Source organism: Nostoc sp. CENA543 (genome assembly GCF_002896875.1).
Lineage (GTDB): Bacteria > Cyanobacteriota > Cyanobacteriia > Cyanobacteriales > Nostocaceae > Trichormus.
Map to the genome: position 1 here is coordinate 4,053,938 of NZ_CP023278.1, position 17,642 is coordinate 4,071,579.

At 42.5% G+C, this 17,642-nt stretch carries 10 protein-coding genes; 7 read left to right on the top strand and 3 right to left on the bottom strand.

The window, feature by feature from the left end; genetic code table 11:
* Positions 1 to 73: 73 nt before the first annotated feature.
* Positions 74 to 622, bottom strand: a complete 549-nt coding sequence (locus CLI64_RS16795; RefSeq protein ID WP_103138278.1) for an NUDIX hydrolase — start codon at positions 620 to 622, stop codon at positions 74 to 76.
* An 86-nt stretch (positions 623 to 708) separates the two neighbouring features.
* A complete protein-coding gene (gene folK, locus CLI64_RS16800; RefSeq protein WP_225977369.1) occupies positions 709 to 1,200 on the bottom strand; it encodes a 2-amino-4-hydroxy-6-hydroxymethyldihydropteridine diphosphokinase in 492 nt (163 codons plus the stop codon).
* Positions 1,201 to 1,597: 397 nt separating this feature from the next.
* Here folK and CLI64_RS16805 point away from each other — a divergent pair, with 397 nt between their 5' ends.
* Positions 1,598 to 3,982 carry a transglycosylase domain-containing protein gene (locus CLI64_RS16805; protein WP_374703940.1) on the top strand — a complete coding sequence of 795 codons (2,385 nt, stop codon included), beginning with the start codon at positions 1,598 to 1,600 and terminating at the stop codon, positions 3,980 to 3,982.
* A 479-nt stretch (positions 3,983 to 4,461) separates the two neighbouring features.
* Here the strand turns inward: CLI64_RS16805 and CLI64_RS31610 are convergent, their stop codons facing one another.
* Positions 4,462 to 4,632, bottom strand: coding sequence for a hypothetical protein (locus tag CLI64_RS31610; RefSeq protein ID WP_225977370.1), 171 nt, complete (start codon positions 4,630 to 4,632; stop codon positions 4,462 to 4,464).
* A 405-nt stretch (positions 4,633 to 5,037) separates the two neighbouring features.
* Here CLI64_RS31610 and CLI64_RS16810 point away from each other — a divergent pair, with 405 nt between their 5' ends.
* The 6 genes from CLI64_RS16810 to CLI64_RS16835 all read left to right on the top strand — a co-directional run bounded on the left by CLI64_RS16810 (position 5,038) and on the right by CLI64_RS16835 (position 17,023).
* Positions 5,038 to 7,845: a PAS domain S-box protein gene (locus CLI64_RS16810; RefSeq protein WP_103138280.1), complete on the top strand. Its 2,808-nt coding sequence runs from the start codon at positions 5,038 to 5,040 to the stop codon at positions 7,843 to 7,845.
* A gap of 404 nt (positions 7,846 to 8,249) precedes the next feature.
* Complete coding sequence (locus tag CLI64_RS16815; RefSeq protein WP_225977371.1) at positions 8,250 to 8,837, top strand: TetR/AcrR family transcriptional regulator; 588 nt, start codon at positions 8,250 to 8,252, stop codon at positions 8,835 to 8,837.
* A 162-nt stretch (positions 8,838 to 8,999) separates the two neighbouring features.
* Positions 9,000 to 10,553 (top strand): efflux RND transporter periplasmic adaptor subunit, encoded by a 1,554-nt coding sequence (locus CLI64_RS16820; RefSeq protein WP_103138282.1) that lies wholly within the window; start codon positions 9,000 to 9,002, stop codon positions 10,551 to 10,553.
* 162 nt (positions 10,554 to 10,715) lie between these two features.
* Entirely contained in the window at positions 10,716 to 13,907 is a 3,192-nt protein-coding gene (locus CLI64_RS16825) for an efflux RND transporter permease subunit (protein ID WP_103138283.1), read from the top strand.
* Positions 13,908 to 14,125: 218 nt separating this feature from the next.
* A complete protein-coding gene (locus tag CLI64_RS16830; protein WP_192881552.1) occupies positions 14,126 to 14,944 on the top strand; it encodes a SirB1 family protein in 819 nt (272 codons plus the stop codon).
* Positions 14,945 to 15,490: 546 nt separating this feature from the next.
* On the top strand, positions 15,491 to 17,023 hold the full coding sequence (locus tag CLI64_RS16835) for a SagB/ThcOx family dehydrogenase (protein WP_103138285.1): 1,533 nt from the start codon (positions 15,491 to 15,493) through the stop codon (positions 17,021 to 17,023).
* The last annotated feature ends 619 nt before the right edge of the window (positions 17,024 to 17,642 follow it).

Here is a 17,642-nt window from a genome sequence, read left to right on the forward strand (position 1 = left end):
CTAAAATCTGCAAGTTAGACATGAAACAGATGATGAAGTATATGAGGTTCTGAAAAACTACGCTCGCTCTTACTTAAACTAAAAATGGACGCGCTAAGAAAAAGCTGGAAACTGTTTTAGCATCCACTGGTTCGCCTTCTAAAATGGCTTTTTCAAAAGCTTCTGGCGTGAAAAATACAATCTCTATATCTTCATCAGCTTCTTGTGCTGGTGGGTTTTCCAGCTTTTCTAAATCTCTGGCTAGGTAGGCGTAGATAATTTCATCGGAATAGCCTGGTGCTAGGAAAAATTCGCCTAATTTATCCCATTTTTGCGCGCTGTAACCAGTTTCTTCTTGAATTTCGCGCGTTACTGTTTCTAAAGGATCTTCGTTGGGTTCTACTGTCCCGGCGGGAAATTCTAGTATCCTACCTTGAATGGCAAAGCGATATTGGCGTACAAGGATGAGTTTACCTTCCGCAGTCACAGGCACAGCTAAAGCACCGCCGGGGTGACGAATGCACTCCCATTCGCCTTCGGATTTGTTGGGTAAACGCAGGCGATTTACTTCAAAATCAAACTTGCGTCCCTTGTAAAATAGGCGTTGCTTTAATAGCTGTGGTAATTCTCTACCTAATGGCATATCTAAGATTGTGTTGTGTGTAACTACGCAAAAATAACTATGTTGGCATTTATGCCAGTGTTTTTTGCGTTGATTGAATGGTCACTTTAACTGCCCTTTAACAAATGTACATCAGAACAGTCTACTTTTTTTACAAGTTCTGCCACGGTTAATCCGGAAACTGGCTCTAGCCAGTCGGGGGCGATTTCTGTTAAAGGCACAAGGACAAAGGCTCGCTCGTGCATTCGGGGGTGGGGGATCTGAAGATTCGGTGCATTAATAATTAGGTCATCGTATAGCAGTATATCTAAATCCAGCGATCGCGGCCCCCAACGTTCTTGACGCACACGCCCAAATTTTTGTTCTGTGGCTAGTAATGTGGCAATTAATTGCTGCGGAGTCATGGTAACTTGCAAAATAATACAACCATTGATGTAATCTGGTTGTGGCGGCCCTACTGCTTTAGTTCTATACCAACTGGATTGAGCTATTAACTCAATACCAGCAATTGTGGCTAATTCTGCAATGGCTGCTGCTAAATTTGTCAGGGAATCACCTATATTACTACCGAGTGCGATCGCACTTTTGTGGACTAACACATTTTTCACTCAATTTTTTCTAATACTTTTGATAGTGTTTTTTTTAAAAGAATTTAATTAAAACAGATGTATTAATATTTACTAAACCAGATTTGCTCTTAGAGAATTCCAAGGTCTGTATCCAGAGTTGCTACTGCTTGATTAGTGGAGCAATAAGTATAATTAATATCCCTAAGCCATCTAGGTTGATTGGTATATTACCAAGTAAAATTCCCTCTTTCAGACATTAATTCTGGATGCTTAAATGATTTTCAATGGCTATAAAAAAACATTTTTATGTAGCAATGAATTCAGTGAATTCTTTATGGGATACTATACTAACACGGATGTAGTGCGCCCAAAAAAAACTATTGCTTAGTATTTAGCGGATAACTACATAATTTGGCGAAGAACTAATGTGGAGAAGCTTACCTCCTGGTTCAAGCAATTAGCCGCATTTTCAGTGACTCAAGATAAGGAGGAACTACGCTTGTCGCCCGGTAATCAATTCAAAAACGAAGAATCGACCAATGAGCGATTACCACAAACGAAGTCAGCGAAAGTTAGACAAATATTCCACCAGATGGGTACAGCGACTGTGGGAATATTGAGAAACGTCACTGGACGCGAGCGACCGATTTATCGGCGGGTGTGGTTTTGGACTGGCTTGAGTATAGGAGGTGGGATTGTCGCTTTTAGCTACTTAATTTCCACCATAGATCGTTCCTTGCCGGACAAGTCAGAACTGCAAACAGTCGTCCGCGAGCAAACATTAACGATTAAGGCGGTTGATGGTAGCATCTTACAACAGCAAGGGGAAGCAACACGAGAAGCTCTCAAACTAGAACAAATACCCGATAACCTCCAAAAAGCCTTTATTGCCATTGAGGATAGAAGATTTCAGCAACACGGTGGTGTTGATACCCAAGGGATTTTGAGAGCAGTTGTCAATAATTTGCGATCGCAAAATGTTGTTGAAGGTGGTAGCACCATTACCCAACAGCTAGCGCGGATTCTCTTCCTCAAGCAAGAAAAGACAATTTGGCGCAAACTTAAAGAAGTCCGCCTCGCCCACAAACTCGAACAAGAGTTAACTAAAGACCAAATTTTAGAACGCTATTTAAATTTAGTGTACTTGGGTTCAGGGGCTTATGGTGTAGCTGATGCTTCCTGGGTGTACTTTAGTAAACCAGTGGATAAACTCACCCTACCAGAGATTGCCACCATTGCCGGACTCGCCCCCGCCCCTAGTGCTTATTCCCCAGCCACTAACCCCACAGCCGCCAAGCAACGGCGGGATTTAGTCTTACAGAGGATGGAGGAGGAAGGCTTTATCACCGCTACGGAAAAACAAGCCGCCATCCAAGAACCAATTAAACTGCAAACCAGTTTACCAAAACGCTTACAGTTAGAAGCTCCATATTTTAGCAGCTATATTTTACAAGAATTACCCAAACACGTTGCCCCCGATGTGTTAACCAAAGGGGGTTTAATTGTGGAAACAACTTTGAATCCCAAATGGCAAAAAGCCGCCGAAGCCGCCGTTACCAAAACCTTACAAAATCAAGGTAGATGGCAAAACTTTAAACAAGCCGCCTTAGTCGCTATCGATCCCCGTAACGGCGAAATTCAGGCGATGGTGGGGGGTAAAGACTTTGGTAAATACCAATTTAATCGCGTCACCCAAGCCCAACGTCAACCAGGCTCAACCTTTAAAGGCTTTGTTTACGCCACCGCGATCGCCACAGGCAAAAGCCCCTACGATACTTATGTAGATGCACCTTTTGTCATTGACGGCTACGAACCCAAAAACTATAGTGAAACTTTTCGGGGTGAGATGAATATGCGCGATGCGCTCACCCGTTCTGTGAATGTAGTGGCTCTGAAAGTTTTACTAGATGTTGGTTTTGAACCAACTATCAACCTAGCCCACAACATGGGAATTAAATCCAAGCTGCTACCTCACTACTCCCTCGCCCTTGGCTCTAATGAAGTTAACCTGTTAGAATTAACTAGTGCTTATGGTACTTTTGCTACCCAAGGACTACATACAGAGCCACATGGTATTCGTCGCATCCTCGACCGCAAAGGTGAAGTTATTTGGTCAGTAGATGCTCAACCAAAACGTGTCCTTGACCCCACCAGTTCAGCCATTATGACTTGGATGTTACGCAACGTTGTGGAAGCCGGGACAGGTGCAGCAGCTCAATTAGATAATCGCCCAGTCGCAGGTAAAACAGGTACATCCGATGAAGCCCGTGATTTATGGTTTATTGGTTACATTCCCCAAGTAGTTGCAGGGGTGTGGCTAGGTAACGATAACAATCGCCCCACCTATGGGAGTAGCGGTAGCGCAGCTTACGCTTGGCACGAATTTATGGAAGTGGCGGTGGAGGGAATGCCGATAGAAAAGTTTCCCGAAAGACCGAAACTAGAAGGTCGTAAAGGTAGTATCAAAGCTCAACCGATTAAAGGGAGAAAAATCTCTAATCGTCCTCTAGAAACTAGCGAAGAACAAGACCAACAGGAAACTAGAACATCGAGAAGACGCAGAAACAGCTATCAACAAACAGATGATAACTCATCTTCCGAGTCGTCCAGAAGAAGGCGGCGCAATCGTCCAAGACGAGAAACAACTGCTAGTGATACCAGTAGCAACACAGTTACTCCCGTAAGAGTCCGGCGCAGGAGGACATCAGAATCAGGTTCCTCTACACCCCAAAATTCTGGAAACTCCTCAGCCCCAGCGAACTCTTCAGCCCCCACACCCTCTTGGCGGGAACGACTCAGACCGAGAAATTAGGGTTTACCTCGTTTTGACACTCCCCAGTTTAAAAAACGGGGGATTCTTGCTTCATCGGGAGATCCAAGATACCCAAAGGACGAATCCATACAGCAACATCCCAGATTACTTTACCCGCGCTAACGCGCCGCTACGCTAACAGCAAGCATACACCGACTGCCCGACGGCGAAACAATATTTTGCCACCCATTACGAGACAGGTTCCTCCCTTGCGGCGAGACTCTGCCTGTGTTGTGGACAATTTCGATTGTATCATTTTTCGCGGACAAATAAATTTGTCCCATTCGCTTATATCCCCCACTTAAAAGACGCACAAGACACAAAACTTTGTTGGTTTTGTACCTTGTGCTTGGGGCTTTACGCATCACGACTCGTAAGCTAATCGTCATTTAAATTGCATCCTTTTCATACTGACAAAAGCTGTAAACCCTCTCCCCTGCCTCCTGCCCCCTGCCCCTCTGCGGCCTCAATGTGCTTTCTTATATGCTTAACAGCTTAGTAGGTGGAGTGGATCTAGCATCCCTAAAAATATTCAGTAGGAATTGTTCACAAATATCTTGTAAATCCGTATCTATCCCAATGACAATCAACATATAACGGCTGATACTAGATTGATTAGATACCAGATTATAGGGTTCCAGGTTCTTCATCTGGGCAGCTATTTGGGGGTAGGTGCATTGCAGCTAGCAAGTGTCATCTATCCCCTTAACTAATTTCTCGAACCAAATAATCGAGTCTGATTACTCATACCAAGAGACTTTCAAGCGGATGATGGATCTGAATTAGGCACAAATGCTGATCAATTGACAAAAAGCCGGAAACAAAGATATCCTCAACTTTCATTGCATCAGCTATCGCTTGTCATCCGTATTAATTTATAAATAATTCATATATTGATAGAGAAAAGCTCTTACCTGTAAATGCGATCGCTATTAGAGTAGAAAATCCCTCAAAGAGAGTTTGCAGGAGGGAATTCAGGCAAATTACAGGTAAATGAGGCAAAATGTTCAAAAAAGAGTTATTGACCAGTAAACCTGTTCCTTGTTTCCTGCACTATGAGTGTCAATAGTTACCAAGAGTCTGCCTTAGATATCACTACAGTAGTACAACTATCACAAGCAATTGCAGGTGAACTTGTGCTGTCTGACTTACTCCCGAACTTAATCTACATATTTATGGAGCATACTGAGGCGGACTTTGGCTTTTTAGTGATGGAGAAAGATGGGGAATGGGTGATAGAAGCGGCTGGGCAGTTACAATTAGGAGAAATTAGCATTAACAGTCTATTGCAGTCTCTGCCAATTGCTAATTATTTATCTCAAAGTATTATCCATCAAGTAGCCCAAACGCAGACAAGTATTGTTTTAAATAATGTAACTCCCATAGATACATTTACAACCATTGCTGACATTCAATATCATCAATCCCAATCTCTGCTGTGTGTACCACTAGTTAACCAAGGGCAACTCGAAGGCATACTTTATTTAGAGAAACAGGAAAACAAACCTTTTAGTGGGTACCACTTAGCACTGGTAGAAACTTTATCAGGACAAACAGCGATCGCTCTAGCTCATGCCCAACTGTACACCCAAATTAAAGAACGGGAAAATCAACTAGCGCAAATATTAAAAGCTCTTCCCATTGGTGTAGCTCTGCACGACACAACTGGCAAAATTGTCTACGCCAATTCTATTGCCGCGCGACTAGCTGGTGATGACAGCGCGCGAGCAGCCACAATTGCGGAAATTTCCCAAGCTTATCACCTGTATCGAGGCTCAACTGAACAACCTTATCCCACAGCCGAACTGCCAATTGTCCGCGCTTTAGCGGGAGAAACATTAACAGTCGATGATATGGTTTTAGTGCAAGGTAATCGTGCGATCGCCCTCGAAGTAGCCAGTACACCAATTTATAATGATCAAGGGCAGACAGTCTATGCACTCTGCGCTATGCAAGATATTACCGAGCGCAAACAAGTAGAAATCGCCCTCAAAGAAAGTGAAGAACGCTTCCGTCAGCTAGCAGAAAATATTGATGCGATCTTCTGGATGAGAGCCAGTGATCAGTTTCAGGTATTGTATATCAGTCAAGCTTATACTCGCATCTTTGGAGGCTCTGCCACCGATATATTTGAGAATCCTCAATCCTTTTTTAATTTTGTCCATCCAGAAGATTTAGATAAAATCCAGACCGTCATCGTCAATTCCCAAGATAACTTTGAGCTAGAGTATCGTATTGTTCGCCCAGATGGTGAAATTCGCTGGATACGCGATCGCAGTTTTCCCATCCGCGACACCAAAGGGAACATCTATCGCTATGCTGGAATTGCAGAAGATATCACCGAACGCAAGCAAGCAGACGCAAAAATTCGGGAACAGGCTACCTTAATTGATATTTCCACTGACGCGATTTTCGTCCAGGATTTAGAAAATCGCATTTCATTTTGGAATGAAAGTGCTAAACGTTTATACGGTTGGACAGCCGAAACTGCGATCGGCCAAAATGCCATCCAACTCTTATTTCACCCAGATGAAACCCCACTGCTAGCCAAAGAAATTCAACCTGCACTGACTCACCAAGGTGCTTGGCAAGGTGAACTGCATCAAGTCACCCAAGACGGTAGAAAAATCACCGTTGCTAGTCGTTGGACTCTCGTTCGTGATGATCAAGGACAGCCAAAATCCATTTTAGTCACCAATACCGACATTACAGAGAAAAAACAAATCGAACAACAATTTCTCCGCGCCCAAAGGCTAGAAAGTATCGGTACGTTAGCTAGTGGTATTGCCCATGACTTAAATAATGTGCTTTCTCCCATATCCATGTCATTAGACTTATTAGAAAAAAAATTATCTGATCAACAAAGCCGACAATTAGTCAAAATGCTCGATAGCAACGTCAAGCGAGGAGCAGCATTAATCAAACAAGTATTGTCGTTTTCCAGGGGTGTATCAGGAAAACGCATGATTATTCAGGTCAAGCACATAGTTTCAGAAATCCAGCACATCATTCAGCAGACATTTCCTAAAGGTATAGAATTTTCCACGAATATCGCCCCAGAACTATGGACAATCAGTGCTGATGCCACGCAACTCAACCAAGTGATCATGAACTTGTGCATTAATGCTCGTGATGCTATGCCTAACGGTGGTTGTTTGCGAATCGTGGGAGCAAATATTTTCATCGATGAATTATCTGTGCAGAAATATCCAGAAGCCGAAGTGGGTTGTTATGTGATGCTAGCTGTCACAGATACAGGTATGGGTATTCCTCCTGAGATACTAGAGAGAATGTTTGAGCCATTTTTTACTACCAAAGAAATCGGTAAGGGAACCGGATTAGGATTATCAACGGTAATTGGTATCATCAGAAGTCATGGCGGATTTATCAATGTCGAAACTACAGTAGGGAAGGGTAGTCAATTTCAGGTATACCTACCAGCCGTCACCGGTCAACAATCACAACCTCCAGCCGCTCAAGATATCCCCAAAGGTAATGGGGAATTAATTTTAGTGGTAGATGATGAACAATCAATTCGAGAAATGGCGAAAGCATTGCTGTTGAATCATAACTATCGGGTGTTAACAGCTAATAATGGTGTTGATGCGATCGCTGTATATATTCAGCACAAAACCGAGATTAGTGTGATACTAGTAGATATGGTCATGCCAGATATGGACGGCATTACAACCATCCACACACTACAAAAAATCAACCCTACTGCTAAAATTATTGCCTCTAGTGGATTATTATCCAGCGATAAACTAGCTGAAGTGGCTAGTTCTGGTGTCCAAGCGTTTTTACCCAAGCCCTACACTCTACCAGAATTATTACGGACGATATATTTGGTCAATGGTCAATAGTCAATAGTCAATAGTCATTAGTCATTAGTCATTAGTCATTAGTCAATAGTCATTAGTCATTAGTCATTAGTCATTAGTCATTAGGGACTTCCAGAAAATAAACTATCCAAATTTATATTCTTCAAAACAACTGTCTTTCCCCCTGCTCCCTGCCCCCTGCCCCCTTGCCATCAAAGTGATAGTATATTTTTTTAATTGGAAGTCCCCTAGTCAAGCAATTTTAGACTCAATCCAAAATTCAAAATCTAAAATCTAAAATTCGCAGGGTGAACACGTATCAAAAATTTAGCTATTTTTATCTTTAATTTGCTTAATTGATACAAATTCTACAATCATGTGTATATAATGCAAGCAATTACTTGCAATTGTAAGCAAGTGCTTGCATAAATGTCATGAATCATTTAATGTCAAGAACAGCGCACACTCGCTCACGGTTAATCAAGGCGGCAACTGAAGTATTCGCTGATGCAGGGTTAACTGGAGCTACTACCAGAGAAATTGCGCGGGTAGCAGGAGTCAATGAAGTTACTTTGTTTCGCCATTTTCAAACTAAGGAGCAACTTTTAGCGGCTGTGATTCAGCAAGCTATGGCTTTACAGGCACAAATGTTGGCTTATCAGGATGAATGGACTCAGGATTTACAGATTGACTTGAGACATTATGCGCGGTTGTGTAATCGCATGATGGAAGAACACGAAGCTCTGATTCGGACATTTATTGGAGAGGCTAAACGCAATCCAGAAGTAGCTCGTCAAATTTTATACGATGCAGACCAAGCTTTGCGAGAACAACTAGTTACCTATCTCAAAAAAGCTCAGAATAAGGGAAAAGTACGTACAGATGTAGATTTGCGGGCTGCTGTCGATAGTTTTACTGGAATGCTATTGTACGGAATGTTACGCCGAGGTCATGCGACTGGTACATTAGGTTATAGTCGTGCTTGTTACATTGAAACCTGTGTGCAGATATTGCTCAGTAGCTTAGAGATATAGGGAAAAATGACAAGTTCATTCTAGATTTACCACTATGTATCAACCTAAAATCATAGATTGCTGCGACAAATATTAATCATCAGTAGAGTTTTTAAAGATTCACCTTAACAGAAGATATTACCGTAATTTTTCTAGCTCAGATTGAAGGACTAGTAACAATATATGTCTCATGAAGAACACTCTCATTCCTCTGTGCCAGTAGACACACAAGATACCCAAGGCACTGAAAAATCTGACAGTCCCTCATCAGAAAATCAATCTCCCTCAAATTCTCCTGGACAGAAGCCGCGTTGGCCTGTAATTGTGGGGGTGATTTTGCTGATTTTGGGTGGTGGTTTCGGCTGGAGATGGTGGCAAAGTAGCATTGCAGCTAATAGACAATCAGCAACAGCAGCCGGTAAACCGATGGGAGTTCCGGTAAAAGTGGCGGAAGTGGAGGCAGGAAATTTACAGGAAAGCTCCGTATTTGTCGGGAGTTTAGAAGCACCGCGCTCAGTGGTACTTTCTCCAGAAATTGAAGGTAGAGTTAGTCAGATTTTAGTCAGAGAAGGCGATCGCGTCCAGGAAGGACAAGCTGTGATTCGTCTGGAAAGTGATAATGCTCAAGCGCAGTTATTACAAGCCAAAGCATCCCTAGAACAAAGCCGCGCCCGCCTTGCAGAACTCAAAGCTGGTACTCGCACAGAAGAAATCGCCCAAGCCAGAGCGCAAGTAGCCCAAGCCCAAGCCAGATTAGCAGATGCCCAAGCCGGAGCGCGTCCAGAGGAAATTGCTCAAGCCGAAGCACAAATTGAATCAGCCCAATCGGAATTAGACTTAGCGAAATCCAGAGCCAAGCGATACGAACAACTGAGAAAAGAAGGTGCAGTTTCTCAAGACACCTTAGATTCATATTTAAAAGAACAACGTAGCGCGGAAGCTAGCTTACAAGAAGCCCAACGCAGATTAGAACAATTACGCAAAAGCCGCCGTTCTGACATTACTGAACTCACCGCCGCCCTAGAACAGCAAAGACAAAACCTCAGACAACTAGAAAACGGCGCACGTCCCGAAGAAATTGCCCAAGCGCGATCGCAAGTTACCCAAGCCGCCGCCCAAGTCAAAGCTGCCGAAGTCCAAGTACGTTATACCAGCGTTCTCGCACCGTTTACGGGAATTGTCGGTGATATTCCTGTGCGCGTGGGTAGCTTTGTCAGCAAAGGCGATCAACTCACCACACTGACTAGAAACAGTGCTTTAGAACTAAATATTTCCATTCCCCTCAACCAAGCAGCACAACTGCGAACAGGGTTAACTGTACAGATGTTAAACGCCCAAGGCGAACCCACCGCCACAGGGAGAATTAGTTTCATCGAACCCAACGCCAATTCCAATTCTCAAACAGTCTTGGCAAAAGCCACCTTTAGCAACGGTACAGGACAACTACTCAATCGCCAACTAGTGCAAGCGAGAGTAATTTGGGGTGAACGTCCAGGGGTATTAATTCCCGTCACCGCCGTATCTCGTCTGGGTGGAGAAAGCTTTGTCTTTGTCGCCCAACCGCCAGAAAAGCCCCAACCAGGAGGCGCGTCTTTAGTAGCCAGCCAAAAATCGGTGAAATTAGGAGCGATTGAAGGCAACAATTATCAAGTCCTAGAAGGGCTAAAACCCGGCGACAAAATCGTAGTTTCCGGCATACTCAACCTCAGTAACGGCGCACCCATTATTCCAGAGTAGAGGCTTTCAAGGGCAGGGGAGCAGGAAGTGTGGGAGGGGTGGGAGGTGTGGGAGGATAGGGAAGAAATCTTTCCCCCCACACTCCCCACACTCCCCACACTCCCCACACTCCCCATCTTCCCAATCCCCATCTTCCCAATCCCCAATCCCCAATCCCCATATATGTTCGTCGATTTCTTCATCAAGCGACCAGTCTTTTCTACAGTCTGTGCGTTAATTATTTTGCTAGTGGGACTTATCAGTATTCCCACCTTACCTATTGCCCGGTTCCCAGATATTAGTCCGACACAAATCAACGTTGCTGCTAACTACACAGGCGCGAGTGCAGAAGTAGTAGAAAGCGGTGTGACAAATATCTTAGAACGGCAAATTAACGGCGTGGAAGGAGTTAAATATATTACTTCCAGCAGTAGTAATGACGGTTCTAGTAGCATCACTGTAACTTTTGATTCCTCACGAGATAAAGATATTGCGGCCGTTGATGTCCAAAATCGTGTGTCTGTGGCGGAAGCCCAATTACCCGATGTCGTGCAGCGTACAGGTGTGCGAGTCACGAAGCAATCTAATAATATTTTGTTGGCGATTGGTTTGTACACCGATAATCAGGAATATGACAACATATTTCTCAGTAATTACGCTGACCTGTACTTAACCGATGCCTTAAAACGAGTTAAAGGTGTGGGTGATGTCCGCATTTTTGGGGAACGTCGCTATGCTATGCGGTTGTGGTTAGATCCTAATCGTTTAGCCAGTCGGGGTTTAACTACAGCAGATGTCACCAGTGCCTTGTCAGAACAAAACTTGCAAGTAGGTGCAGGGAGAATTGGACAAGAACCTGCGCCCAAAGGACAACAATATCAACTCGATGTGCGCGCAGCTAGCCGACTGACAGATGTCACAGAGTTTGAAGAACTAGTAATCAAAACTGAGAGTGATGGCACTTTAGTTAAACTCAAAGATGTCGGTAGAGCCGAATTAGGGGCGGAAAATTACAATACCTTCTTGCGTTTCCGGGGCAAAGAGGCAGTAGGCTTGGGGATTTATCAAGTCCCTGGTAGTAACGCCTTGGATGTAGCCAGGGGGGTCAAAGCGGAAATGACTCGATTGGCTCCGAGTTTACCGCCAGGCATGAAATATCAGGTAGCTTTTGATACTACAGTTTTTGTTGAAGAATCCCTGTCAGAAGTAGTAATAACTTTGATACAAGCTGTAGTTTTAGTGGTACTGGTGATTTTTGTTTTCTTACAGGACTGGCGCACTACCTTAATTCCAGCTTTAACGATTCCTTTGGCTTTGGTGGGGACATTTGCCTTTGTCAAAGTCTTTAACTTTTCCATTAATAGTTTGACCTTGTTCGGTTTAACATTAGCATCGGGGATGGTGGTAGACGATGCGATTGTGGTAGTGGAGCAAATTAGCCGTTTTATTCAAGATAAAGGTATTCAACCCCGTCGCGCCGCTAGTGAATCGATGGCGGAATTGTTTGGTGCAGTTATTGCTACTTCCTTAGTATTGATGGCGGTGTTTGTGCCGGTGGCGTTCTTTCCGGGAACAACTGGCGCATTGTATCGACAATTTGCTTTAACCATCGCCTTTTCTATTGTCATTTCCACATTTTTGGCTTTGACTTTGACACCTTCTTTGTGCGCTTTGCTACTGCGTCAAGGACAAAGGCCGACGGGCTGGCTGGGATGGATTTTTGAGCAAATTAATAGATTTTTGGATTGGGTACAACGAGGTTATCGGCGATCGCTCGCTTTCCTGACGCGGATTAAAAGCATTATCATTGGTCTATTCGTTGTTTCCTTGGGGATGACAGCTTGGCTGTACATGACAGTTCCCACAGCCTTTTTACCCGATGAAGACCAAGGTTATTTCATCACGATTATTCAAGGGCCACAAGGGGTATCTTTGCAATACACCAGTGATGTGATGTCTAAGGTAGAAAAAGAAATTTTGCAACTACCGGAAGTAGTAGGAACTTTTGCAGTTGGTGGTTTTGGTTTTAGTGGGAGTACAGCCAATAGTGGGATTATCTTCACCACCTTAAAACCTTGGGATGAACGCCCCCGCCCCGACCAAACAGTACAAGCTATGATTGGTAAACTGCAAGGTAAGTTTTTTGCCATTCCTGAAGCCAGAGTTTTTCCTGTCAACCCTCCTGGAATTCAAGGTTTGGGTAACTTTGGCGGTTTTACCTTCCAACTCCAAGACCGCAGAGGCAATAGCGGTTTAGAGAATTTGGTGCAGACAATGGGACAACTATTGGGACGCGCCAATCAAACACAAGGATTACAAGCTGTATTTACTACCTTTGCTGCCAATACACCACAGTTACTAGTGGAAGTAGACCGCAACAAAGCCAAAGCCTTGCAGGTTGATATTGATGATATTTTCAGCACCTTACAGACGGCTTTGGGTTCTCAGTATGTGAATGACTTTAACTTGCAACAGCGCAACTATCGAGTGTATGTGCAAGCAGACCAACAGTTTCGCGCTAACCCCAAAGATATCGAACAATTGTATGTGCGATCGCAAACTAATCAAATGATTCCTCTGGGTAATTTAGTCAAAGTTACCGATATTGTGGGGGCGCAAACGATTAACCACTACAATCTCTTTCGTGCCATTGAAATAAACGGTTCTGCTGCACCTGGTTTTAGTTCTGGGGATGCAATTAAAAAAATGGAAGAAGCAGCCCAAGCAGTTTTACCTGCTGGTTATGGTTATGAATGGTCTGGGACTTCCTTAGAAGAACAAGAATCTGGTGGTTTAGCACCTCTAATTTTTGGTTTGGGACTAGTATTTGTATTTTTGGTACTCGCCGCCCAATACGAAAACTATATAGACCCAATTATCATTCTTTTAGCTGTACCTCTGGCAATTTTTGGTGCCTTGGTAGCCCAATCAATGCGGGGTTTTGCTAATGATGTTTACTGTCAAATTGGTTTAGTGATGTTGATTGGTTTGGCTAGTAAAAACGCGATTTTGATTGTGGAATTTGCCAACCAATTACGTGAACAAGGACTAAGTATCACCAAAGCAGCAATTGAAGCATCCCAAGAACGTTTACGCCCAATTTTGATGACGGCTTTTTCTACACTCATCGGGATTTTTCCTTTAACCACAGCTACAGGTGCAGGTGCAGGGAGTCGCCAGTCATTGGGAACTGCCGTATTTGGTGGGATGTTAATCGCTACTTTCTTAAGTTTGTTTGTTGTTCCCATCTTGTATATTGTAATTAAGACAATGACTGAACGTTTTCTCAACTTCAATCAGAAGCCAGCATTAGACACTGGTGCAACTTCATTAGATAGACAACCCGTGGCTTCAGCGACAAAAACCGATGATTAAGTCAGTAGAGAATCAGCTTTTAGATGGGTGAAAAATTACGTAAAAATCCCACATAATACCCATGTAAAGCCATCAAAAAAATCACGCCCAGCATTTACTCTCTATTCTCCAGTCCCCAGTCCTAGAAAAAGTAAAAAGGCAAAAGAATCTGTTTTCTTTATTTTTGCTTTTGCCTTTTACCTTTTGCCTTTTGCCTTTTACCCAATCAGGTGTTGCTTATGAACTTCTCTTTACCTCGACAATATTTTTACCAAGAAATCCAGCATTCCGATGAGCATATTGACTTAGCCAAGGCAGCTTTATATATTGCCAAAGAAGAATATCCTTACATTGATATAGGAGAATACTTAAATGTTTTGGATACGATGGCAGAGGAAGTGCAAGAACGTTTGCCATCTTCCCGTTATCCGTTGCGAGTTATTCAAACTATCAATCAATATCTATATGATGATTTGGGATTCTTCGGAAATCAAAGTAATTATTATGACCCCTGTAATAGTTTTTTAAATGATGTAATTGACCGCCGGACTGGTATTCCAATTACGATGGCTCTGGTTTATTTAGAAATTGCCCGCCGCATTGATTTTCCCATGTTAGGTGTAGGAATGCCGGGGCATTTTCTGATTCGTCCGGCAATTCCAGAAATGGAGATTTTTGTTGATGCTTTCAATCGTGGTGAGGTGATGTTTGCCCAAGATTGTCAAGATAGAATCAATCAAATGTTTCAGCAAAATGTGCCTTTACGCCCAGAATTTTTAGCTACAGTTAGTAAGCGGCAATTCTTAGCTCGAATGTTAGCTAATTTGAAATATATTTATTTGAGACAACAACAATTAGAAAAAAGCTTGGCTGTTGTAGAACGGATTTTGCTATTATTTCCTGATGCTGCTTCAGAAGTGCGCGATCGCGGTTTATTAAATTATCAACTTGGCAACTACTCCCAAGCAACAGCAGACCTACAAAATTATCTGACTAACACTCCTGAAACTGAAGATGCAGCTTTGATTCGGCGATTACTCAGTGATTTGGAAACTTGATTATCCACCCTGAAAAAGTTTCAGCCAGTACATTCAGGTATCAAGTCAGATTCCTGGTATATTAATTGATTGCGGAATGTTATTTTAAATTTTCAGACACACCTCACAAATTAAATCAGCTTGCCTTCAATCTTGGGGTGTTCTGACTGCTTTTAGTAGTTATATCCAACCCCTTCACCAACTGCAAAAGTTCTCAATGATTAGTTGGAAACAAAGGAACGCTCAACAACTCCAATTCGCACCTGATATAGTGCTTTCCTGACGATATCACGGTCTTTTTAGGTTGGGGAGCGTCATATACTTGCACCCTTAAATCCCCTGAAATTCCCGTATTTCTGAGGGGAGGAACACAGCTAAGGTGACAATTTTACTTAGATATCGGCGACTTTCAACAATAACTGTTAACTATTTACTGTTGACTAATTACCAATCCCCTACACTAAAGTAGGGGTTTTTTCATGTCCCTGACTGGTGATTAGAGTGAAATAATGGGATTGATGAATGCCAAGATCAAAGTAAGGATGTCATAAGGGTATTGCCAGCACTATGCCAGAACTACACCAATCCATTGCCCAACACTATCATGAGCGTACTAAATATGAACCGGAAACCCTTGCCGCCAAAAGTCAAAGGTTAGATTGGGCTAAACAACCAGTACCCTTTAAAGAGTACAGAATCGGTTCTGACATAGACTTGAAACCTTACATCCAAGAAATTCCAGAAACATTTGTCCATGATCCTCAAACTCAATGGTGGCAAAGAATTTCCCGCTTGTTGTTTCGCAGTTATGGCTTGACCGCAAGAATGCCTTCTTTGGGAAATACGGTATATTTGCGTTCTGCGCCTAGTGCTGGGGGGTTGTATCCGGCGGAAGTATATTTAGTTTCCCGTGGCACACCGTTATTAGCACCTGGGTTGTATAACTATCAATGTCGTACTCATTCATTAAAGCTCTTTTGGGAAAATGATCCTTGGCCAGCATTACAAGAAGCTTGTTTTTGGCATCCGGCTTTAGAAAGTACCCAATTGGCAATCATTGTAACGGCGGTGTTCTATCGTTCGGCTTGGCGGTATGAAGATAGAGCCTATCGACGGATTTGTCTAGATACGGGTCATTTGTTAGGAAATATAGAATTAGCTGGGTCAATTACTGACTATCGTCCACATTTGATTGGTGGTTTTGTGGATGAAGCGGTTAATGATTTACTTTATGTAGATCCATTACAGGAAGGTGCGATCGCTGTCTTACCTCTGGCAGATTTATTAGATATCCGGCAAAATTTACCATCAGGATGTACTGCGCTGCCATCAGCAACAGAAACCAATTATCCTTATATTCCCGATGGGGAACTACTGGCATATTTTCACAGTCACACTCAAATTCCCCCAGGTATTACAGGTAAACTCAATTTACCTACAGTTAAACAAGCCAAATCTTTAGAAGATAAATATAATTTCCCTTTCTGTCTCAAAGTCCCCACTGCTACCACCGCCATTGATTGGGGTGATAATTTATCCAATTTAGAAATTACCATTCATAAACGCCGTTCTACTCGTGCTTACAACGGTGAAGAATTGAATCTCGATGAACTCAAAGCTTTATTAGATTTCACTTATCAACCCCGAAATTACATAAACCAAAATCTTGACCCTGCACCTGATTATTTCGACTTAAATTTAATTCAAACTTTTATTGCTGTTTGTGGTGTCAAAGGACTAGAAACTGGTTGTTATTACTACGCACCCAAAGCGCAAGAATTAAGGCAAATTCGGTTTAAAAACTTCCGCAGGGAGTTACATTTTCTCTGTTTGGGACAAGAATTAGGACGAGATGCCGCAGCTGTAGTGTTTCATACGGCTGACCTCAAATCAGCTATTGCCGAATATGGCGATCGCGTTTATCGTTACTTACATCTAGATGCTGGACACTTAGGCCAACGTCTCAATTTAGCCGCAATTCGCCTGAATTTAGGTGTCAGTGGTATTGGTGGTTTTTTTGATGATCAGGTAAATGAAGTTTTAGGTATTCCTGATGATGAAGCTGTCTTATATATCACTACTTTAGGTCGTCCCCGTTAATATTTACTGTGTTTCATTGTGGATTTTGAATTGGTAGTGTCAAGCCTTCTCTTCGAGAGGCTTCGCTAACAGTAGAGCTTTACTGAATGCGTAGAATATATTGTAGAGAAACAAGGTGATATTGCAACAATCATCTCTATTTTGGCAATAATGTCCTTAACAATTCAAAATTCAAAATTAAAGACATTTTCAGTCGGGGATTTCAACCCCCACTGAAAATATGCTACGTATAGACTTAGGGGTCTTAAACCCTCTGATTTACGATAAAAAATTACTTGATTAATTGTTACTTATGAAGCATTGTGATGCTTTATAGTTAGCACATCAGTATATTCACAATATAATCAAGCATTACTTTATGTTCCAATAATATTTAGACACTTCATAAGTGGATTAATATAGGAATCAATCATGTTTTCTTTATTAAGAAAAGAAGTATAGCGGTATACTTCTTTCTTCTTTTTCCCTGTAAAGATTTTTCTGTTCCCTAACTCTGTCAATAGTTTCAGTAATTGCATCGGATTGCTATAGGAATCCGACTTGATTATTGAAATTATTTGCGTAGGTAGAGAACTCTTAACAGGGAACAGGGAACGGGAAAAGAAGTAACAGAGGTGTA